Raw genomic sequence first — 20,439 nt, 5'->3', positions numbered from 1 at the left:
GGGGTCAGGCCCCCTGCCCGTAGCGGCGCTGCACGTAGCGGTCCACCAGTTGCTGGAATTCCCGGGCGATGTCCTCGCCTTTTAGGGTGACGGTCTTCTCGCCGTCCTCGTAGACGGGGGCCACGGGGGTCTCGCCGGTGCCCGGCAGGCTGATGCCGATGTCGGCGTGCTTGCTCTCCCCCGGGCCGTTGACCACGCAGCCCATGACGGCCACGGTCATGTCCTCCACGCCGGGATAGCGGTTGCGCCACTCGGGCATGCGTTCGCGGATATAGTCCTGGATGTCCCGGGCCAGGTGCTGGAAGTAGTCGCTGGCGGTGCGGCCGCAGCCGGGGCAGGCCACCACCGCCGGGGCGAAGCGGCGCAGCTCCAGGCTCTGCAGGATCTCCTGGGCCACCTGGACCTCCTGGGTGCGGGAGGCGCCGGGCTCGGGGGTGAGGGAGACCCGGATGGTGTCGCCGATGCCTTCCTGCAGCAGGACCGCCAGGCCCGCCGTGGAGGCGACGATGCCCTTGATCCCCATGCCGGCCTCGGTCAGGCCCAGGTGCAGGGGGTAGTCGCAGCGGGCCGCCAGGTCCCGGTAGACCCGGATCAGGGGCTGCACGCCGCTCACCTTGCAGGAGAGGAGGATGCGGTCGTGCCCCAGGCCGATCTCCTCGGCCCGGGCGGCGCTGCCCAGGGCCGACTCGATGAGGGCCTCCCGCTGCACGGTGTCCGGGTCCAGGGGCTGCCCGCGGCGGTTGTTCTCGTCCATCATGCGCGCCAGCAGTTCCTGGTCCAGGCTGCCCCAGTTGACGCCGATGCGCACCGGCTTGTCGTAATGACAGGCCATCTCGATCATCTCGGCGTACTGGCTGTCCCGCTTGGCGCCGCGGCCCACGTTGCCCGGGTTGATGCGCAGCTTGGCCAGGGCCTCGGCGCAGGCGGGATGGCGGCTCAGCAGGCGGTGGCCGTTGAAGTGGAAGTCGCCGATGAGGGGTGCGTCCACCCCCATGGCATCCAGGCGCTCGCGGATGCGGGGGACGGCCGCCGCCGCCTCCTCGGTGTTGACCGTGAGGCGCACCAGCTCCGAGCCGGCACGGGCCAGCTCCGCCACCTGGGCCACCGTGGCCTCCACGTCGGCGGTGTCGGTGTTGGTCATGGACTGGATCACCACCGGGGCGTCCCCGCCGACCACGACGTGGCCGATGCGGACCGGGACGGTGGGATGGCGACGATCAGCGGGACGGGATGCAATCATGATGCGGGGGATACCGGGTTGTTCGAAGGCGTTTATGGTACCAGTTCGGCAAACGCGGCACAGGTCCGCGAGGGCAGGGCGATGACACGACGCAAGGACCGGATGGGAGGGGTATAGGCCATGGAGTTCCTGCATGCCGCGGACCTGCACATCGACAGCCCCCTGCGGGGCCTGGACCGCTACGAGGGCGCGCCGGTGGAACGGCTGCGCAACGCCACCCGCGCGGCTCTGGAACGGCTGGTGGACGCCGCCCTGGCCCAGGGCGTGGATTTCGTGCTCCTGGCCGGGGACATCTTCGACCGGGACTGGCAGGATTTCCACACCGGCCTCTTCTTCCGGGAGCAGATGGTGCGACTGCACCGGGGCGGGATCCCGGTCTTCATGATCCTGGGCAACCACGACGCCCAGGGGGTCATCACCCGCCAGCTGCCCTGGCCGGAGAATGTCACCGTCTTCTCCAGCCGGCGGCCGCAGACCCACCGCCTGGACCCTCTGCAGGTGGCCATCCATGGCCGCAGTTTCCCGGACCGGGCGGTGGAGGAGGACTGGGTGCCCACCTACCCGGATCCCGTGCCGGGGTATTTCAACATCGGCCTGCTGCACACCAGCCTGGGCGGCCGCCCCGGACACGACCGCTACGCCCCCACCGACGCGGCGACCCTGGCCGCCCGGGGCTATGACTACTGGGCCCTGGGGCATGTCCATGCCCGGGAGGTGGTGCGCCGGGACCCCTGGATCGTCTTCCCGGGCAATCTGCAGGGGCGGCACGCCAACGAGACCGGACCCAAGGGCTGCGAGCGGGTGCGGGTGACCCCCGCGGGGGTGGAGGTGGAGCCCCTGGAGCTGGACGAGGTGCGCTGGCACCGCCTGCGGGTGGAGCTGGACGGGATGGAGGACATCGTCCCCCTGGGCCGGGCGGTGACCCGGGCCCTGGCGGCGGCCCTGCCCCCGGGGGATGAACGCCTGCACGCGGTACGCGTGACCCTGGCCGGGGCCGGGGAGGGACTGCACCAACTGGAGGCCCGGGTGCCGGGGACCCTGGAGGCCCAGGTGCGGGCCGCGGCCCAGGACCTGAACGGCATGGATGTCTGGATCGAACGGGTGGACTGGCTGCGTGCATCCCCCGTGGACCGGGCCGTGGCGGCGGCCCGGGACGATGCCGTGGGGGAGTTGGTGCGCCAGGTGGATACCCTGCTGGCGGATCCCGAGGCGGCCCGGGCCCTGGTGGAGGCGCAGCTCCGCGAACTGCACCAGCGCCTGCCCGCCGAGGCGGACCCCGGTCTGCTGGACACCCTGCAGGATCCGGAAGGACTGCGCGCCCTGCTGCTGGATGCGGAGGCCACCGTGCGGGCGCGCCTGGAGGACGGGGAGGAAGGAAGGGGATGAAACTGATCCGCCTGAGACTGGAGGCCTTCGGCCCGTTCACGGACACGGAGCTGGTGTTCGGCGAGCCGGGGCAGGTGGACGGCCTGCACCTGGTCCACGGCCCCAACGAGGCGGGCAAGTCCTCGTTGCTGCGGGCCATGGCCGACCTGCGTTTCGGCATCCCGGCGAAGACGCCGGACGCCTTCCTGCATCCCTATGACCGCCTGCGCATCAGCGCGCTCTTCCAGGACGAGCAAGGCCGTCCCGTGGCCCTGTCCCGGCGCAAGGGCAACCGCAACACCCTGCAGCAGGTGGCCCAGGATCTGGTCTGTCCCAAGACCCCGGAAGCCGCCACCCCGGAGCAGGAGCGGGCCCTCACCGGCGGCCTTGGGCGGCGCGAGTTCGAGCAGATGTTCGGGCTGGATCACGCCCGCCTGCGGGAGGGGGGGCAACAACTGCTGGAGGGCCGGGGGGAACTGGGGGCGGCCCTGTTCGAGGCTAGCGCCGGCACCCGGGGCATCCCCGGGGTGCTGTCGCGTCTGGAGACGGATGCCAAGGCCTATTTCAACCCCCACGGGCGCAGCACACAACCGGTCATCAACCAGGCCTGGAACGAGATGGAGACGCAGCGCCACCTGCTGCGCTCGGCCCAGACCCGCCCGGCCCAATGGCAGCAACTGCAGCGGGGGCACCGCAGCGCCGCGCAGGCGCTACAGGCCCTGGAGGAGCGCCTGGAGGCCCGGCGCCGCCGGGAACGGGAGCTGGCGGAACTGCGCACCGTGGCCCCGCTGTTGCAGGACCTGGACGGCCTGCGCCGCCAACTGGACGGGCTTGCCCGGGTCCCCGACCTGGCCGAGGATGCCCGGGACCGGCGCCTGGCGGCGCAGCAGGCCCTGGAGCGGGCCGACACCGATCTGCAGGAGGCCCGGGACCGGGCGGCCCAATGCGCCCGGCGCCTGGCCGGGCTGAGCGTGGAGACCCATCTGCTGCAGCACGCGGACGCCATCGAGCGGCTCGCGGCGCGCCTGGATACCGTGGCCGAGGCGCACACGGAACTGCGCCGGCAGCGGGCGCGCAGCCGGGATCTGGAACAGCGTCTGGAACAACGGGCAGACCGCATCAACCCCGGGTCCGGGGCCCCGGACCTGCTCCAGGCGCGGCCCTCGGAGGCGGACCGGGTCACCCTGGACACGGCCCTGGAGGCCCTGCCCGGGTTGGTGCAGCGGCTGCAGGACCGTCGCCAACGTCTGGATCAGCTGCAACGGGAGCAGCGGGACGCCGATACCAACGCAACGCTGGCGGACACCGCGGCCCGGGAGGCCCTGGTACAGGCCCTGCAGCGGGCCCGGGCCCTGGGGGACGTGGATGCCCGCCTGCAGGAGCAGGACGCGGCCATCGACACCCTCGCACAGGCGCAGGGCCGGGCCCTGGGGGAGCTGGGCGCGGGGGATTGCGGGGCCCTGCGCGGGGCGCGCCCCTTGCTTGCGGCCGAGGTGGACGCCGCCGAGCGCAGCGTGGACGGCCATGATGCAGAGCAGGAACGCCTGCAGCGGGAGGCGCGGTCGTTGCAGGGCGAGCTGGAGGAACAGCGCCTGCGCCGACAACAATTGACCGCCGGGGAGGAGGTGGTGACGGCCCAGACCCTGCGCACCGCCCGTGCCCGGCGCGATGCCCTCTGGGCGGGCATCCGGCGGGTCTGGGTGGAGCGCTCGGCGGCTCCCGAAGAGGCCTTCCAGGGACAGGAGACCGGCAGCGATCCGGTGCGCGCCTTCGAACAGGCCGTGGACCAGGCCGATCACCAGGCGGACCGGTTGCGGGTGGATGCCACCCGCGCCGCCGCCATCGAGGAATGCGGGGCGCGTATCGCCCGTATGGAGGCCCGGCTCGGGGAGATCGAGGCGGAGCGCCGGCAACTGCAGGCGGCCCGGGAGGCGCACCGGGAGCGTTGGGGGGCGACCCTGAACGCACGCGGTTTGCCCCCCCTGGAGCCCGCTGCCCTGCGCCAGTGGCAACAGCGCCGGGAGACGGTGCTGGAGGCCCAGGATCGGCTGGAGCGCCAGCGCGCGCAGCGGGACCGGGAGGCCGCCGCCCGGGAGGCGGCGGTGCGGGAGCTCCAGGCCGCCCTGGGGGCCCTGGGGCAGACCCCTGCCACCACGGACCTGGGGGTCCTGATCGAGGCGGCGGCGGCCTGGGAGCAGCAGGCCACTGCCCGGGAGGCCCGCCGCGAGGAACGCCGCCGCGCCGCCCGGCAACGGCAGCGGGAACGGGAATCCCTGCAGGCGGAGATGGACGAACTGCAGGCCTGCCGGGACGGCCATGCCCGTACCCTGGCCGCCTGGCACGGCCGCCTGCGCCTGCCGCAGGATGCCGCCCCGGCGGCGGTTCGGGCCCGTCTGGAGGAGCTGGACGAACTGGGGCGGCTGCAGGCGGATCTGGAGGCCCTGCGGGAGGGACGGGACCTCCAGCAGGCCCAGGTGGATGCCTTTGCGGACCGGGCCCGGGACCTGGCCCGGCTGCTGCAGGAGCCCGAACCCGAGGACCCTGAAGACCTGGCGGCCCGGCTCCGGGACCGGTTGCGCGCCGCCCAGGAGCGGGAGCAGCAGCGCCGCACCCTGGAGCAGGAGCAGGTCCGGGCGCGGGCGGATGAGGCCCGCGCCCAGGAGACCCGCCAGCGCCAGGAGGCGGTGCTGGAGTCCCTGGCGGCCGCCGCCGGGGTCCCCCTTGCGCAGCTGCCGGAGATGGAGGCCCGCGCCGCCCAGAAGCGTGCCGCCCGCGAGGAACTGCGCCGGATGCAGGCCCAGCTCTCGCGCAGTTCGGCGCGCCCCGAGGCGGATCTCAGAAAGAGCCTGGAGGGCCTGGACCTGGCGGCCATCGAATCGGAACAGGCCCGTTGCCGCGCCGACATCGAGGCCCTGGAGGCGGATGTGAAGACGGCCCGGCAGCGGGAGGAGGCGGCGCGACGTGCCCTGGAAGAGGTGGACACCTCCGGCGAGGCCGCCCGCGCCCGCGAGGCCATGGAGTCGGCGGCGGCGGGCATGGCCGCCGCCGTGCATCCCTGGATCCGCCTGCGCCTCGCCCACACCCTGCTGCAACGCGCCCTGGAACGCTTCCGGGAACGCTCCCAGGGACCCATGGTGGAGGCCGCCTCCCGCCATTTCCATCTCATGACCCACGGCCGTTACCTGCGCCTGGAGACCGACGACACCCGGGAACCGCCGGTGCTGCGGGCGGTGCGCCGGGACGACCGGCGGGTGGAGGTGGAGGCCCTGAGCGAGGGCACCCGCGACCAGCTCTACCTGGCCCTGCGCCTGGCGGCCCTGGAGCTGCACGGGGCGGGGCGAGGGGCGATGCCCCTGGTACTGGACGATGTCCTGGTGACCACGGACGACCACCGCGCCGCCCGTGTCCTGCGGGCCCTGGCGGCGTTTGCCGAAGGGGGGCAGGTCCTGCTCTTCACCCATCATCGTCATCTGCTGGATGTGGCCCGCGGGGCGGTGGACGGCGCCCGCCTGCGCATCCATGAACTGGGGCATGAGCCGAGGCATGCTTGACGCCCCTCTGGCCGCACGCCCATAATCCGATCCCTTGCAGCGCAAGTGTGCCTGCAAGACCTTGTTGATGGTGACCCGCATCGGTCCCCCCGCGACAATAAGCTGCGAACCCCGCCAGGCCCGGAAGGGAGCAACGGTAGCAGTGGACTTGGGCGCCGGGGTGTGGCTGGTGCGGGTTGCCGCCCTCTCGAGGCCGTGACGGGCCTGCCGCCTCCCTCCGCCATTCCCCGAAGACGCCCATGAGCTATCAGGTCCTGGCCCGCAAATGGCGCCCCCGCACCTTCGACGAGCTGGTGGGGCAGCCCCATGTGGTCCGCGCCCTGGTGAACGCCCTGCGGGAGCAGCGCCTGCACCATGCCTACCTCTTTACCGGCACCCGGGGTGTGGGCAAGACCACCATCGCCCGTCTCCTGGCCAAGTGCCTCAACTGCGAGACCGGCATCACCCCCGAGCCCTGCGGCCGCTGCAGCGCCTGCCGCGAGATCGACGAGGGGCGCTTCGTCGACCTGATCGAGGTGGATGCCGCCTCCCGCACCCGGGTGGAGGACACCCGCGAGCTCCTGGAGAACGTCCCCTACGCCCCTACCCGCGGGCGCTTCAAGGTCTATCTGGTGGACGAGGTGCACATGCTCTCCACCCACAGCTTCAACGCCCTGCTCAAGACCCTGGAGGAGCCGCCGGAGCATGTGAAGTTCCTGCTGGCCACCACCGATCCCCAGAAGCTGCCGGTGACGGTCCTCTCCCGCTGCCTGCAGTTCAACCTCAAGGCCATGCCCCCCGAGATGATCGCCCGGCACCTGGAAGGGGTGGTGCAACGGGAGGGGCTCTCCGCCGAGCCCGGTGCGGTGAGGCAACTGGCCCGGGCCGCTGCGGGCAGCATGCGCGATGCCCTCAGCCTGTTGGACCAGGCCATCGGCTACGGCGGCGGCAGCCTGCGCGAGGCGGAGGTGGGGGAGATGCTGGGGGTCATCTCCGGCGAGCACCTGGCCGCGATCCTCCGGGCCCTGGCCGCCGCCGACGCCCGTGCCCTCATGGATGCCGTGGCGGCCCTCTCGGCCCAGGCGCCGGATTACGGCGCGGTGCTCTCTGAACTGGTGGCGCTACTGCACCACGTGGCGGTGGTGCAGCAGGTGCCCGGTACCCTGGACACCCTGGAAGGGGATACGGACCTGTTGCGGGACCTGGCCGACACCCTGGATCCCGGCACGGTCCAGCTCTTCTATCAGATCGCCCTGGTGGGGGGGCGGGACCTGCCCCTGGCCCCGGATCCCCGGCTCGGCCTGGAGATGGTCCTGCTGCGCATGCTGGCCTTCCGCCCGGCGGATACCGAACCCACCTCTCAGTCCCGGTCCCCGGACGGGCAGGCGGTAGCGGCAGGGCCGGCGGGGCAGGGCGCGGGCCGGGGCGCCCCCCCGCAGACCCCCGGGCCGAGATCCGAGTCCACCGCCTCGGCTACGGCACCGCCCCCCGCCGCCCCGGCGGCGGACGCCCCCGCCACGGCACCCAGGGACGGGGACACCGGGCAGGGAGGGGCGCAGCCGGAGGATCCCCATGGCGGTCCCCTGGACTGGGGGCATCTGGCCGGCCGCCTGGGGCTCACGGGGCTGGCCGGGGAGTTGGCCCGGCACTGCGCCCTGATGGATCGGCAGGCGGGGGAACTGGTCCTGGGCCTGGACGCCGCCCATGGGCACCTGAACACCGAACGCTCCCGGGAGAAGCTGGAGGCGGCGGTGCGCTCCGTCCTTGGGGAGGCGTTGCGGGTGCGCATCCAGGTGGGGAAGACCCAAGGGGAGACCCCCGCGGCGCGCCAGGCCCGCCAGCGGGCGGAACGCCAGCAGGCGGCGGAGCGCGCCATCCGCGAGGATCCGGTGGTGCGCGGGGTGATGGAGACCTTCGATGCGGAACTGGTGCCCGGATCGGTGCGCCCGCGGGAGGAGGACTAGCCCCCCCGCCCCGGACGACCTGTTAAACTACGGCTTTTTTACACGAGTGAGAATACAAGGGTAGCGACATGTTGAAAGGCGGACTTGGCAACTTGATGAAGCAGGCCCAGAAGATGCAGGAGGACATGGCCAAGGCCCAGGAGGAACTGGCCGGCATGGAGGTGACCGGTTCCGCGGGTGGCGGCATGGTGAGCGTCACCATGACGGGCAAGCACGCGGTGCGCAAGGTGAGCATCGATCCCAGCCTGCTGGAGGAAGACCGGGACATGCTGGAAGACCTGATGACGGCGGCCATGAACGACGCCGTGCAGAAGGTGGAGGAGATGAGCCGCGAGCATCTCTCCAATGTCACCCAGGGCATGGGCCTGCCCCCGGGCTTCAAGATGCCGTTCTGATCCCATGGCCGCGGCGCCGCTGCTGGATCAGCTGGTGGAGGCCCTGCGCTGCCTGCCCGGGGTGGGCCCCAAGTCGGCGCAGCGCATGGCCCTCCATGTCCTGGAGCGGGACCGGCCGGGTGCCCTGCGCCTGGCCGGTGTGCTGCAGGAAGCGGCGCAGCGCATCGGACATTGCCGGGTCTGCCGCACCCTGACGGAGGCCGAGGTCTGCCCCATCTGCGCCGATCCCGGGCGCGACGGGCGGGTCATCTGCGTGGTGGAGACCCCCGCGGACGTACTGGCCATCGAGCAGGCCACGGGCTTCCGCGGCCGCTATCACGTCCTTTTGGGGCAGCTCTCGCCCCTGGACGGGATCGGCCCGGAGGAACTGGGGCTGGACCGCCTGGAGGCCCGTCTCGCCCAGGAGGGGGTCGGCGAACTGATCCTCGCCACCGGCACCACGGTGGAGGGGGAGGTGACCGCCCACTACATCGGCGAGATGGCCCGCGAGCGGGGCGTGCGCACCACTCGCATCGCCCACGGTGTGCCCCTGGGGGGCGGCCTGGAATACGTGGACCGGGGGACCCTCTCCCATGCCTTCGAGGGTCGCCGGGAGTACTGACAACGCGGCACGGCATGTGCCGCAGGCAGCGTTCTTCAGAGGAACCCCATGACGGACTGTATCTTCTGCCGCATCGCCCAGGGCGAGATCCCCTCGGACACGGTCTTCGAGGACGACGAGGTCCTGGCCTTCCGCGACCTCAATCCCCAGGCGCCGGTGCATATCCTGGTGATCCCGAAGCGCCACATTGCCACCCTCAACGACCTCTCCGCCGAGGATGCCGGGCTCGTGGGACGCCTGCACTGGGTGGCCGCACAGCTGGCGCGGCAGGAGGGGATCGCCGAGGACGGGTACCGCACCGTCATCAACTGCAACCCCGCCGGCGGGCAGTCGGTGTATCACCTGCACCTGCACCTGCTGGGCGGGCGGCAGATGGCCTGGCCCGCCGGCTGAGGCCCGCGGTGCCTTATCCCGTCTCTTCGACGAGCGCACGGTAGCTGGCGAAGCGCCGCGGACTTACCCGGCCCGATTCCAGCGCGGCGCGCACGGCGCAGCCCGGTTCCACCGTGTGGCTGCAGTCGTGGAAGCGGCAGCCGGCGGCCAGCTCCCGCAGTTCCACGAACCCCTGCAGTACCTCCCGTGGGGAGGCCGGGGGCGGGGTGAAGTCCCGCACCCCGGGGGAGTCGATGAGATCCCCCCCGGTATCCAGGCGGTAGAGGGTGGCGTTGGTGGTGGTGTGGCGGCCGCCTTCGCCGCCCATGGCCGACAGGGCCCCGATGCGGATCTCCAGGTCCGGCAGCAGGGCCTTCACCAGGGAGGATTTGCCCACCCCCGACTGCCCCAGGAGGATGCCCGTGCCCCGGGAGAGGGTCTCCCGCAGGGCCTCCAGGCCCGTGCCATCTTGGGTGCTCATCGCCAGCACGGCATAGCCCAGGTCCCGGTATTCCCGCAGCGGCTCCGGGGGGAGGCCATCCTGCAGCAGGTCGCGCTTGTTGAGGACGATGACCCCCCGGGCGGGCAACTGCTCGATGGCCACCAGGCAGCGGTCCACCAGGGACCAGTTGGGTTCCGGCTCCGGGGCGACCACCACCGCCACCTGGTCCAGGTTGGCGGCCACGCGCTTGCGTTTGCGGCTGCGGGGGTCCATGCGCTCCAGCAGGTTGTGCCGGGGCAGGATGCGCGTGACCACCCCGTGGCCCTGGGGGTCCCGGTGCCAGTGCACATGGTCGTTGCACACCGCGTGCTCCAGGCGGCGGCGGGCGGTGCAGCGGTGGATCTCTCCCGCCTCGTCCCGCACCAGCATCTGCGATCCGAAGCGGGTCACCACCCGGCCATTTTGGGGGTCGGTCATGGGGCTCCCGGGCCGATGGATGGGATGCGGCCATCGCGCCCGGGGCCCGGCCGTTTCAGTCCTGCAACAGGCGGTCCACCCGGGCGGCGCAGATGAAGTCGTTGTCCGACAGTCCGCCGATGGCGTGGGTGCTGAAATGCACCCGACAGGTATTGTACCCCACCTCCAGGTCCGGGTGATGGTCCTGGCGGTGGGCGATCCAGGCCACGGCGTTGACGAAGGCCATGGTGTGGTGGAAGTCCTCAAAGCGCAGGGTGCGGCGGAGGACGCGGCCCGCATCGTCCAGCGACCATTCGGGGTCCAGGGCCTGCAGCCGTTCCCGGGCCGCTTCCGGTTCCAGCGCTTGGGTGCCCCCCTCGCAGGGGGTGCAATGGCGGGTGTGCAGATCGGTATGCATCGGGGAACCTCCTGCGCTGCGCGCATCGAGGTGGGTGTCCGGTCCCGGACCGGAGGGCGCCTCGAAACGGATCGCCCTGTGCATGTAGACTGTTCACCGGCCCTGGCGTTCGCCGCAACCGGGCCGTCTCCCCCAACCGACAGATAAGGACCCCCATGAACCCGAATCCGGAGAACCTGGTCTGGATCGACCTGGAGATGACCGGTCTGGATCCGCAGGCGGATTACATCCTGGAGATCGCCACCATCGTTACGGACAAGGACCTGAATGTCCTGGCGGAAGGGCCGGTGATCGCGATCCACCAGAGCGAGGAGATCCTCGGCCGCATGGACGACTGGAACCACAGCACCCACGGAAGATCCGGGCTCATCGCACGCGTGCGCGAGAGCATCTACAACGAGGTGGACGCGGAACAGGCCACGCTGCGTTTCCTCAAGGAGTACGTGCCGCCGCGCACCTCCCCCATGTGCGGCAACAGCATCTGCCAGGACCGGCGCTTCCTCTACCGCTGCATGCCCGACCTGGAGGCCTTCTTCCATTACCGCAACCTGGACGTAAGCACCCTCAAGGAGCTGGCCCGCCGCTGGGCGCCGGAGGTGCTGAACCAACTCTCCAAGGGGGCCTCGCATCAGGCCCTGGAGGACATCCGCGATTCCATCGCCGAACTGCGCCACTACCGGGAGCACCTGTTCCGGCCCCGGTGACGGGGCCCTTCGGGCCCCTGCCGGCGGGTGCGGAAGGATCCGGGGCGGCCATGGCCGTGCGGCGGATCACCCGGTCCCTGCGGGATCCATCACCGTGGGCCGTCCGTCCAGGGCCGGGTCCCGTTGCGGGTAGTCGATGGTGTAGTGCAGTCCCCGGCTCTCGCGGCGGCTCAGGGCGCTGCGGATGATGATCTCCGCCACCAGCGCCAGGTTGCGCAGCTCGATCAGGTCGTTGCTGACGCGGAAGTTGCTGTAGTACTCGTGGATCTCCCCCTGCAGCAGCTCGATGCGGCGCAGGGCCCGTTGCAGGCGTTTGTCGGAGCGCACGATGCCCACGTAGTCCCACATGAAGCGGCGCAGCTCGTCCCAGTTGTGGGAGACCACCACCTCCTCGTCGGAATCGGTGACGCGGCTCTCGTCCCAGGGAGGGATCCGGGGCGCCGGCTCGGTCTGGTGCGCGCGGGCTTGGATGTCCCGGGCGGCCTCGCGGGCGAAGACCAGACATTCCAGCAGGGAGTTGCTGGCCATGCGGTTGGCCCCGTGCAGGCCGGTGTAGGCCACCTCGCCCACGGCATAGAGCCCCGGCAGGTCGGTGCGGGCCTTCAGGTCGGTCATCACCCCGCCGCAGGTGTAGTGGGCGGCGGGCACCACCGGCAGGGGATCCCGGGTGAGGTCGAAGCCGTATTCCAGGCAGCGCTCGTAGATGGTGGGGAAATGCCCCTTCACGAAATCGGCCGGTTGGTGGGAGATGTCCAGGTAGACGCATTCCACACCCAGGCGCTTCATCTCGTGGTCGATGGCCCGCGCCACCACGTCCCGGGGGGCCAGCTCGGCGCGGGGATGGAAACGGTGCATGAAGGGGGTCCCGTCCGGCAGCAGCAGGCGCCCCCCCTCACCGCGCACGGCCTCGGAGATGAGGAAGGACTTGGCCTTGGGGTGATACAGGCAGGTGGGATGGAACTGCATGAATTCCATGTTGGCCACGCGGCAGCCCGCCCGCCAGGCCATGGCGATGCCGTCGCCGGTGGCGCCGTTGGGGTTGCTGCTATAGAGATAGACCCGGCTGGCCCCGCCGCTGGCCAGGACCACGGCGGGGGCCTGGAAGATCTCCACCTCCTGGGAGTCCAGGTTGAGCACATAGGCCCCCAGGCAGCGGGGCTCGGGCAGGCCCAGCTTGCGGGTGGTGATCAGGTCCACCGCGATGTGGTTCTCGAACAGCTGGATGTTGGGGTGCCGGCGCACCTGCTCCACCAGGGTCATCTCGATGGCGCGGCCGGTGGCATCGGCGGCGTGCACCACGCGGCGGTGGCTGTGCCCCCCTTCCCGGGTCAGATGCAGCTGCACGCGGCCGTCGGGCGTGGGTTCGCGGGTGAAGGGTACGCCCAGGTCCAGCAGCCACTGGATGCTCTCGGGGCCGTGGGATACGGTCTGTTGCACCGCCGCCTCCTCGCACAGGCCGGCCCCGGCCTCCAGGGTATCGCGCACATGGGCCTGCACCGAGTCCTGCTGGTCCAGCACCGCGGAGACGCCGCCCTGGGCATAGAGGGTGCTGCCCTCGGTGATGGGCCCCTTGCTCAGGACCATGACCCGCTGCTCACGGGCCAGATGCAGGGCGAGGCTCAGTCCGGCCGCACCGCTGCCGATGATCAGGACATCCCCGCCGTGGTGGTGGGACATCTGTGCACGCTCTTGCATGGGTGTGGATTCTCCTTCTTGGGTCAGGCCGGGGGCGCCGGTCCGCGGGAGGGCCGGGATGCCGTCCGTGCCGCAAGAATCAATGGGTACGCGAAATCCCGGGGGGTCAGGGACTTGCTTGAGGCGCCTTCGGGATCTGGGTTATTTTGTCACCACTTAGCAGGGCATCCATGCAGCGCGGGGCTGCACTCCGGGACCGCTCCAAACGGGTCCTGGAGGGACCGGGAAAAGAATGATCCACGACAGGTCTCGGAGGGAAATCCCCGTGCGGGCCCTTGGCTCCGTCCAATATGCACGAACTTCACGAGGGTTTTCATGTCCATCGCAGGTAGGGTACAGGACGTGCCCCCAGGGGGGGAATGCCCGTATGGGCAATAACATCACCGACGAGGAGTTGGTCAGGCGCGTCCAGTCCGGGGACAGGAAGGCGTTCGATGTGTTGGCGCAGAAATACCAGCACAAGATCGTGCATCTGGTCTCCCGCTATGTGCACGATCCCTCCACCGCGCTGGATGTGACGCAGGAGGCCTTCGTGAAGGCCTACCGCGGCCTGGCGAACTTCCGTGGGGAGAGCGCGTTCTATACCTGGCTGTACCGGATCGCCATCAACACCGCGAAGAATCACCTGGTCTCCCAGGGCCGGCGTACGCCGGACTTCGAGGTGGACGCCCAGGACGCGGAGCAGATGGGTGGCGAATCCGCGCTCAAGGAATATGCAACCCCGGAAGGGGAACTGCTGTCCGACGAGATACGCATTGCCGTGCAGGAGGCCATCGGGGCCTTGCCGGAGGATCTGAGGACTGCCATCACCCTTCGCGAGCTGGAAGGCATGAGCTACGAAGAGATTGCACAGGCCATGGGCTGTCCCATCGGGACCGTGCGTTCGCGGATCTTCCGCGCCCGCGAGGCCATCGACCGGACCCTGCGGCCCCTGCTGGAATAAACCGGATTCCAAAAGACGCGAGAAGTCCCATGAATGCCACGAAAGAGGAACGACTCTCCGCGCTGACCGATGACGAGGCCCAGGCCTTCGAGGTCCGCCGCCTGGTGGATGAACTGGAACGGGACCCGGAGTTGCTGGCGCGATGGTCCCGCTACCACCTGATGGGGGATCTCTTGCGGGAACGAAGCGGTCCCCTGGCGCCGCCGGACTTCTCCCGACGCATTATGCAGGCCATCGAGGAGGAGGACGTGCCCCGGGCCGGGTGGTGGGTGCGCCATGGGCGCCTGGCGCGGCCCGCGGCCGGCGTGGCCATGGCGGCCGTGGTGGCCGCTGCGGTCCTGCTGGGGGTGCAGTCCCTCTCCGAGCGCCCGGGGGTCGGAGGTGCCCCCATGGCCGCCGGGGAAGGGGCAACCCCCTCCCTGGATGCGGTGGATGGGGGTGGTTTCCGGCCGGTGGCCGAGGGGCTGTCCACAGACCGCCTGCTGACCGCCTCCCCCAATGATGCGGAACGTTTCCGGTCCTCTCCCATCGAGCGGGTGGATGCCCGCATGGACAGTTATCTCCTCAATCACACCGAATCCGCCATGGCGCGGAACCTCTCGCCCTACACCCCGGCCAGCGGGAACGGGTTCGCGAGTGAATGAAAGCATCACCCAAGCCCTCCGTCTCGGACTCGGTGCCGCAGTACTGATCCACGGGGTGGCCTCCGCCGCCTCCGGTGAGACGGGAGCCCGCGCCCTGGTGGAAGGCATGGGGGCGGCGGTGGAGCGGCTCACCTACGAAGGGGTGCTGGTGGTGGGCCGGGACGGGGCCATGGAGACCCTGCACGTGGCCCATACCCATGACGACGTCCATGGTCCCCGGGAGCACCTCATGGCCCTCACCGGCGTTCCCCGGGAGGTGTTCAGGAGCCGCGATGCCGTCACCTGCCTGGCCCCGCGGGGGGTGAATCACTGCCTGCGGCCCGGTGATGCCATGCTGGGCCTGCCCGGGGTGCTGCCGTTGCATCAGGAATCCGACGAGCAGGAGGCATCGTACCGCTTCCTGCTCGACGGTACGGATCGCGTCGCCGGGCTTCCCTGCCACCAGGTGCGGATCCAACCCCTGGATCAGCTGCGTTACGGCTACGACCTGTGCATCCACGAAAAGACCAATCTGCCCCTGCGCGGTGCGCTGCTGGACGGGGAGGGAAAGGTGTTGGAGCAGTTCCTGTTCACCCGCATCGCCTTCCCCGAGAGCTTGCCGGGGGAGCGCTTCGAGCCCCCCGAAGAGGACGGGCGGTCGGTGCAGCGACTCTCCGCCGTCACCCCGAAGACCCCGTCCGGGGAAGGCCAGGATTGGCACCTGGACACGTTGCCGCCGGGATTCCGGTTGCAGGCGGCGGGGCTGCGGCGCATGGACGTGAGCCCCGAACCGGTACACCATCTGATGCTCAGCGACGGGCTGGCCACCGTATCGGTCTTCATCGCCCCCGCCGAGGGCCCGGAGTCGGAGCAGGTGCGTCTGCTGCGCTCAGGCCCCCTGCATGCGGCCTCCCTCACCCGGGACGGCCGCCAGGTGACGGTGCTGGGGGAGGTGCCCGGAGAGACGGTGCAACGCATCGCCCGCGCACTGCGTTTCTCCCAGGAGGAGAGCCCATGATCGAGGAAGACGCACGGGTCATCGCCGTGGACGAGCCCGGTTTTGCCTGGGTGGACACCCAGCGCAGGAGCGCATGCGGCGGCTGTTCCGCCTCCGGCACCTGCGGCACCGGTGCCCTGGCCCGGTTCTTCGGGGACCGCCACACCCAGGTACGGGTCCTGGACCCGGTGGGGGTGCGCCCGGGGGAGCGGGTGGTGGTGGGGATCGAGGAATCCACCCTGGTGCAGGGATCCCTCGCCGTCTATCTCCTGCCCCTGCTGACCCTCCTGGGGGGCGCCCTGCTGGCCAGTGCCCTCTGGCCCCAGGCAGGTGAGGGACCCGTGGTCGCCGGCGGGGTCCTGGGGCTGGGGGCCGGTCTCGGGCTGCTGGCCCTGTTCACCCGGCGCATCGCCCGCGACCCGCGCTATCAGCCCGTGGTATTGCGGCGCCTGGAGATCCCCGTGCAGGGGCCGGAAGGCATCCTGGCCCCCTGACCCCCGCCCCCCACTGAATCCAATCGCGAGCATCGAACCATGATCAAGACCCTGATGCGCAGAACCGCCATCCTCTGTCTGCTGGGGGCGGTGGCCCTGGCTGCCGCGCCGCTCCAGGCCCGGGACCTGCCGGACTTCGTCCCCCTGGTGGAGAAACACAGCCCGGCGGTGGTAAACATCAGCACCTCCCGCAAGGTCTCCGGACCCGAAGGTTTCGGGCATCCCCCGCTGGAACTCCCGGAAGGCCTGCCGGAGGACAGCCCCTTCGGGGATCTGTTCCGCCATTTCTTTGGGGAGGGCGGTCCCGGGGTGCCCCGGCGCGAATTCGACAGCGAGTCCCTGGGTTCCGGCTTTATCCTCTCCCGGGATGGCTATGTGGTCACCAACCACCACGTGGTCAAGGATGCCGAGGCCATCGAGGTGCGCCTGAGCGACCGGCGCACCTTCGAGGCGGAGGTGGTGGGCTCCGATCCCAAGACCGACATCGCCCTGTTGCGCATCGATGCCCGCGACCTGCCCATCCTGGAACTGGGAGATTCCCGGGATGTGAAGGTGGGGGAATGGGTGCTGGCCATCGGCTCCCCCTTCGGCTTCGATCACTCCGTCACCGCCGGCATCGTCAGCGCCAAGGGACGCAGCCTGCCCAGTGAGAGCTATGTCCCCTTCATCCAGACCGACGTGGCCATCAACCCCGGCAACTCCGGCGGGCCCCTGTTCAACCTGGACGGCGAGGTGATCGGCATCAACTCCCAGATCTACAGCCGCACCGGTGGGTTCATGGGCCTTTCCTTTGCCATCCCCGCCGAGGTGGCCCGGGATGTGGTGGACCAGATCCGGGAGAAGGGCCACGTCACCCGCGGCTGGCTGGGGGTCCTGATCCAGGAGGTCACCCGCGAACTGGCCGATTCCCTGGGGATGGACCGGCCCACAGGGGCCCTGGTGGCTCAGGTGCTCCCGGACAGCCCGGCCAAGGCCGCCGGATTGCAGGCCGGGGACGTGATCATCTCCTTTAACGGCCACGAGATCCCCCGCTCCGCCGCCCTGCCGCCGGTGGTGGGCGCGGCCCCGGTGGGCGAGGGGGCCGAGGTGGAGATCCTGCGGGACGGGGAACCCATGACCCTGGAGGTGACCATCGAGGAACTGCCCGAGGAGGAAAAGATGGCCCGGGGGCCGGCGCAGGGATCCGAACCGGCCGAGGAAGACCGTGGACTTGCCGGCGAGTTGCTGGGCATGGAGGTGGCCCCGATCCCCGCTGAGGTGCGGGAGCGCCTGGAACTGCCCGAGGGCGGGGTACTGGTCACGGACGTGACCGCGGGACCCGCCGCCCGGGCCGGGATCTTTCCCGGGGACGTGCTGCTGATGATCAACCACACCGCCCTGGAATCCCCCGATCAGCTGGAAGCGATGCTGGAAGAACTGCCTCGGGGCCGGGTGGCCCGGGTACTGGTACAGCGCGAGCGCGGCCCCATCTGGCTGCCCCTGGAGATCCCTGAGTGAGTGGTGCCCCCCTCGTGGTGACGGTGTATCACCGCGAGGGCTGCCACCTGTGCGACCGCCTCCTGGACGAGCTGCGCCCCCTGCGGGGGCGCCTGGGGTTTACATTGCGGGTCGTGGACATCGACGACGACCCCACCCTGGTGCAACGCTTCGGCCTCAAGATCCCGGTGGTAGCGGTGGAGGATGAAGTGGTGTGCTGTCACCACCTGGATGCCGAGGCCCTGGAAGATGTCCTGAACCCATGACTCCCATGGGCATGGCGGGGCCGGATGGGTCTCCTGGCAGCTAGCCTGACGTGAGGCTAAACAAAGCCGAGAAGGTACCGCTGAATCGTCTTATCTCAGAGGGGAGGGGTGGATCCCCTGTGAACGGGTACGCTTACGGAAGACCGGTCAGCTTTTGAGGGGGCAACCGGATAATTTCGCTTCGTGGGCCTTCAGTGTCTTCGCTTTAGCTTCATTTCATGGTATTTCCTATCCGCCCAACCCCCGACCTTCTTCATGAGAAAGATCAGGACCAACGCGAACAGCGTGCCGGCGATGATGGCCCAGCTCATGTCGCTCATGAGCACCTCCTTTGTGTATCCATAAGATAGCAAAATGAAAACCCCACCGCACAAGGTGCGGTAGGAGCGTCCACCGAGGTGCACCCCTCTGGCGTCCCCTGATGGATGCCTTGAAGCGCAATCGGATACTTGCCCCCTGAATTCAGGGGTAGAGGATTCAAATAATGAAAGTCAGCTATTTTAGTGATACAGATACACTGTATATTGAGTTCCGTGATCGTGATATAGCGGAGACCAAAGACCTGGATGAAAATACCATTCTTGATGTGGATTCCGGGGGCAATGTCTGCGCAATCACCTTCGAACATGCAAGCGAACGCACCGATGTGAGTCATCTTGTCGTGGAGGGCATCGCGGCATAACGCAGATGCTGATTGGCTTAGCGCGTTTACCCGCTCGCAAGCATGGACCCCCGATGCGCCACATGAAACCCAACCTGCCCACCAAGATCTGCCCGGTCTGCGGGCGGCCGTTCACCTGGCGGCGCAAGTGGGCCCGCGTGTGGGATGAGGTGCGTTATTGTTCCGAGCGTTGTCGTCGCCAGCGCGGTTCGGGCGGGAAGGGCAGGGGGATGGCATGACGGCATTGCGTCTGGTGCTGGGGGACCAGCTCAACGCCTCACACCCCTGGTTTCGCCAGCCGGATCCCGGTTGTGTGGTGGTGATGATGGAGATCCGCAGCGAGACCGATTACGTGCACCATCATGCACAAAAGGTGCTGGCCCTCTTCGCGGCCATGCGACGGTTCGCCAGGGCCCTGCGGGACGCAGGTCACCGTGTGCACTATCTGACCATCGGTGATCCGGATAACCGGCAGGATTTCGCCGCCAATCTCCAGTGGTTGGCCGCCCACTATGAGGCGACCCGATTCGAGCGCATGGAGGCCGATGAGTGGCGTGTGGAAAGGGTGCTGGACGAGGCCGCTGCCCGCATCGGCCTGCCGACCACGGTGGTGGATTCGGCCCATTTCCTGGTCGGCCGGGATGAATTGGCCCGGGTTTTCAATGAACGGGTGCCGCGTCTGGAATATTTCTATCGGGACATGCGCCGCCGCCATGGCCTGTTATTGGACGAGCACTCCAAACCGGTGGGTGGGCGCTGGAACTTCGATACCGATAACCGCGCCCGCTGGCCGGGAGACCCGCCCGCCCCGGACTGGCCCTGGGCGCCCACGGATGTCTCGGCGCTGTGGGGGGAGGTGGTCGCCGCCGGGGTGCGCACCCTGGGGGAGCCCGGTGCTGGCGCGCTGGCCTGGCCGTTGAGCCGATCCCAGGCCCGCGCAGGGCTTGAGGCGTTCGTGACCCGGGCCTTGCCGTATTTTGGGCGTTTTCAGGATGCGATGAGCCACCGGGAGCCGTTGCTGTTCCATTCGGCCCTGTCGTTTGCCCTGAACACGAAGATGCTGCATCCCCGGGAGGTCATGGATGCGGCGCTGGGGGCCTTTGAGACGGGTGCGGTGGATATCGCCGCCTGCGAGGGGTTCGTGCGCCAGATCCTCGGCTGGCGCGAATACGTGCGCGGGGTCTATTGGGGGCGTATGCCCGGGTATGCCGAGACCAATGCCCTGCAGGCCCGCCGGCCCTTGCCCCGCTGGTACTGGACCGGCGAGACCCACATGGCCTGTCTGCGCCACGCCATCGGCCAGTCCCTGCGCAGGGCCTATGCCCACCACATCCAGCGCTTGATGGTCATCGGAAATTTCGCCCTGCTGGCGGGATGTGATCCCGACGCGGTGGATGCCTGGTATCTGGGGATCTACATCGATGCCTTCCAATGGGTGGAGCTGCCCAATACCCGCGGCATGAGCCAGTACGCCGACGGTGGGGTGGTGGCGAGCAAGCCCTATGCGGCCTCGGCCGGCTACATCAAACGCCAATCCGACTACTGCAAGGGCTGCCGGTACGACCCCGGCCGCCGCCATGGTGCCGATGCCTGCCCGTTCAATGCCCTCTACTGGGATTTCATGCTCCGTCACGAGGCGGAGTTTGCTGCCCACCCGCGCATGGCCATGCCCTACCGCGCCTGGCGCCGCATGGATGCGTCGGAGCGGGAGGCCACCCTGGACCACGCCCGTCATCTGTTGGGGCGTTTGGATCTCCTTTGAGCCATTGCGCGGCGAGCCCCTGGAGGCCACCGCCC

21 protein-coding genes and 1 other RNA gene are annotated in these 20,439 nt (G+C 69.6%); 17 read left to right on the top strand and 5 right to left on the bottom strand.

Features of this window, described 5'->3' with window-relative positions:
• Positions 1-4 precede the first annotated feature (4 nt).
• A complete protein-coding gene (gene ispG, locus BM214_RS08620; RefSeq protein ID WP_090485720.1) occupies positions 5-1,240 on the bottom strand; it encodes a flavodoxin-dependent (E)-4-hydroxy-3-methylbut-2-enyl-diphosphate synthase in 1,236 nt (411 codons plus the stop codon).
• A 120-nt stretch (positions 1,241-1,360) separates the two neighbouring features.
• On the opposite strand from ispG, the gene BM214_RS08615 reads away from it, so the two are divergent.
• The 7 genes from BM214_RS08615 (at position 1,361) to BM214_RS08585 (ending at position 9,488) form a co-directional block, all read left to right on the top strand.
• Complete coding sequence (locus BM214_RS08615) at positions 1,361-2,626, top strand: metallophosphoesterase family protein (protein WP_090485717.1); 1,266 nt, start codon at positions 1,361-1,363, stop codon at positions 2,624-2,626.
• The gene (locus BM214_RS08610) at positions 2,623-6,156 is read left to right on the top strand and encodes a YhaN family protein (protein ID WP_090485714.1); all 3,534 of its coding nucleotides are present in this window, start codon (positions 2,623-2,625) and stop codon (positions 6,154-6,156) included. Before BM214_RS08615 ends, BM214_RS08610 begins: the two co-directional genes overlap by 4 nt.
• 78 nt (positions 6,157-6,234) lie before the next feature.
• An RNA gene (gene ffs, locus BM214_RS08605) (signal recognition particle sRNA small type) lies at positions 6,235-6,331 on the top strand.
• A gap of 64 nt (positions 6,332-6,395) precedes the next feature.
• Positions 6,396-8,099 carry a DNA polymerase III subunit gamma/tau gene (gene dnaX, locus BM214_RS08600; protein WP_090485711.1) on the top strand — a complete coding sequence of 568 codons (1,704 nt, stop codon included), beginning with the start codon at positions 6,396-6,398 and terminating at the stop codon, positions 8,097-8,099.
• Between the two features lie 68 nt (positions 8,100-8,167).
• On the top strand, positions 8,168-8,494 hold the full coding sequence (locus BM214_RS08595; RefSeq protein WP_090485708.1) for a YbaB/EbfC family nucleoid-associated protein: 327 nt from the start codon (positions 8,168-8,170) through the stop codon (positions 8,492-8,494).
• Positions 8,495-8,498: 4 nt separating this feature from the next.
• Positions 8,499-9,095, top strand: a complete 597-nt coding sequence (recR, locus tag BM214_RS08590; RefSeq protein WP_090485705.1) for a recombination mediator RecR — start codon at positions 8,499-8,501, stop codon at positions 9,093-9,095.
• A gap of 48 nt (positions 9,096-9,143) precedes the next feature.
• Entirely contained in the window at positions 9,144-9,488 is a 345-nt protein-coding gene (locus BM214_RS08585) for a histidine triad nucleotide-binding protein (protein ID WP_090485702.1), read from the top strand.
• Positions 9,489-9,501: 13 nt separating this feature from the next.
• On the opposite strand, the gene rsgA is transcribed toward BM214_RS08585, so the two are convergent.
• Together rsgA and BM214_RS08575 are read right to left on the bottom strand one after the other, a co-directional pair.
• The gene (gene rsgA / locus BM214_RS08580; protein WP_090485700.1) at positions 9,502-10,386 is read right to left on the bottom strand and encodes a ribosome small subunit-dependent GTPase A; all 885 of its coding nucleotides are present in this window, start codon (positions 10,384-10,386) and stop codon (positions 9,502-9,504) included.
• Between the two features lie 55 nt (positions 10,387-10,441).
• Entirely contained in the window at positions 10,442-10,783 is a 342-nt protein-coding gene (locus BM214_RS08575; protein WP_090485697.1) for a 4a-hydroxytetrahydrobiopterin dehydratase, read from the bottom strand.
• Between the two features lie 155 nt (positions 10,784-10,938).
• Here BM214_RS08575 and orn point away from each other — a divergent pair, with 155 nt between their 5' ends.
• Complete coding sequence (gene orn, locus BM214_RS08570; protein WP_090485695.1) at positions 10,939-11,487, top strand: oligoribonuclease; 549 nt, start codon at positions 10,939-10,941, stop codon at positions 11,485-11,487.
• Between the two features lie 66 nt (positions 11,488-11,553).
• Here the strand turns inward: orn and nadB are convergent, their stop codons facing one another.
• Complete coding sequence (nadB, locus tag BM214_RS08565) at positions 11,554-13,182, bottom strand: L-aspartate oxidase (protein ID WP_244887907.1); 1,629 nt, start codon at positions 13,180-13,182, stop codon at positions 11,554-11,556.
• A gap of 367 nt (positions 13,183-13,549) precedes the next feature.
• Here nadB and rpoE point away from each other — a divergent pair, with 367 nt between their 5' ends.
• From rpoE to BM214_RS08535, 6 genes are read left to right on the top strand one after another with little or no spacing between them, the layout of a single operon-like run.
• Complete coding sequence (gene rpoE / locus BM214_RS08560) at positions 13,550-14,125, top strand: RNA polymerase sigma factor RpoE (protein WP_090485689.1); 576 nt, start codon at positions 13,550-13,552, stop codon at positions 14,123-14,125.
• Between the two features lie 29 nt (positions 14,126-14,154).
• Entirely contained in the window at positions 14,155-14,769 is a 615-nt protein-coding gene (locus BM214_RS08555) for a sigma-E factor negative regulatory protein (protein ID WP_090485686.1), read from the top strand.
• Positions 14,762-15,766, top strand: coding sequence for a MucB/RseB C-terminal domain-containing protein (locus BM214_RS08550; RefSeq protein WP_177217631.1), 1,005 nt, complete (start codon positions 14,762-14,764; stop codon positions 15,764-15,766). The genes BM214_RS08555 and BM214_RS08550 overlap by 8 nt, the downstream gene beginning before the upstream one ends.
• On the top strand, positions 15,763-16,239 hold the full coding sequence (locus BM214_RS08545) for a SoxR reducing system RseC family protein (RefSeq protein WP_090485680.1): 477 nt from the start codon (positions 15,763-15,765) through the stop codon (positions 16,237-16,239). The genes BM214_RS08550 and BM214_RS08545 overlap by 4 nt, the downstream gene beginning before the upstream one ends.
• Positions 16,240-16,293: 54 nt before the next feature.
• Complete coding sequence (locus BM214_RS08540) at positions 16,294-17,736, top strand: DegQ family serine endoprotease (protein ID WP_090485781.1); 1,443 nt, start codon at positions 16,294-16,296, stop codon at positions 17,734-17,736.
• The gene (locus BM214_RS08535; protein ID WP_090485678.1) at positions 17,733-17,981 is read left to right on the top strand and encodes a glutaredoxin family protein; all 249 of its coding nucleotides are present in this window, start codon (positions 17,733-17,735) and stop codon (positions 17,979-17,981) included. The genes BM214_RS08540 and BM214_RS08535 overlap by 4 nt, the downstream gene beginning before the upstream one ends.
• A gap of 191 nt (positions 17,982-18,172) precedes the next feature.
• On the opposite strand, the gene BM214_RS13005 is transcribed toward BM214_RS08535, so the two are convergent.
• On the bottom strand, positions 18,173-18,301 hold the full coding sequence (locus BM214_RS13005) for a hypothetical protein (RefSeq protein ID WP_280521890.1): 129 nt from the start codon (positions 18,299-18,301) through the stop codon (positions 18,173-18,175).
• 164 nt (positions 18,302-18,465) lie between these two features.
• Here BM214_RS13005 and BM214_RS08530 point away from each other — a divergent pair, with 164 nt between their 5' ends.
• From BM214_RS08530 to BM214_RS08520, 3 genes are read left to right on the top strand one after another with little or no spacing between them, the layout of a single operon-like run.
• Positions 18,466-18,663: a DUF2283 domain-containing protein gene (locus tag BM214_RS08530; RefSeq protein WP_090485675.1), complete on the top strand. Its 198-nt coding sequence runs from the start codon at positions 18,466-18,468 to the stop codon at positions 18,661-18,663.
• Positions 18,664-18,668: 5 nt separating this feature from the next.
• Positions 18,669-18,881, top strand: coding sequence for a DUF2256 domain-containing protein (locus tag BM214_RS13000; protein WP_342351309.1), 213 nt, complete (start codon positions 18,669-18,671; stop codon positions 18,879-18,881).
• Entirely contained in the window at positions 18,878-20,404 is a 1,527-nt protein-coding gene (locus BM214_RS08520; RefSeq protein ID WP_090485669.1) for a cryptochrome/photolyase family protein, read from the top strand. The genes BM214_RS13000 and BM214_RS08520 overlap by 4 nt, the downstream gene beginning before the upstream one ends.
• Positions 20,405-20,439: the final 35 nt, after the last annotated feature.

This window comes from Ectothiorhodospira mobilis, assembly GCF_900114895.1.
GTDB classification, from domain to species: Bacteria; Pseudomonadota; Gammaproteobacteria; order Ectothiorhodospirales; family Ectothiorhodospiraceae; genus Ectothiorhodospira; species Ectothiorhodospira mobilis_A.
The sequence above is the reverse complement of the archived record's forward strand: the minus strand, read 5'-3'. Positions and strand labels throughout refer to the sequence as shown.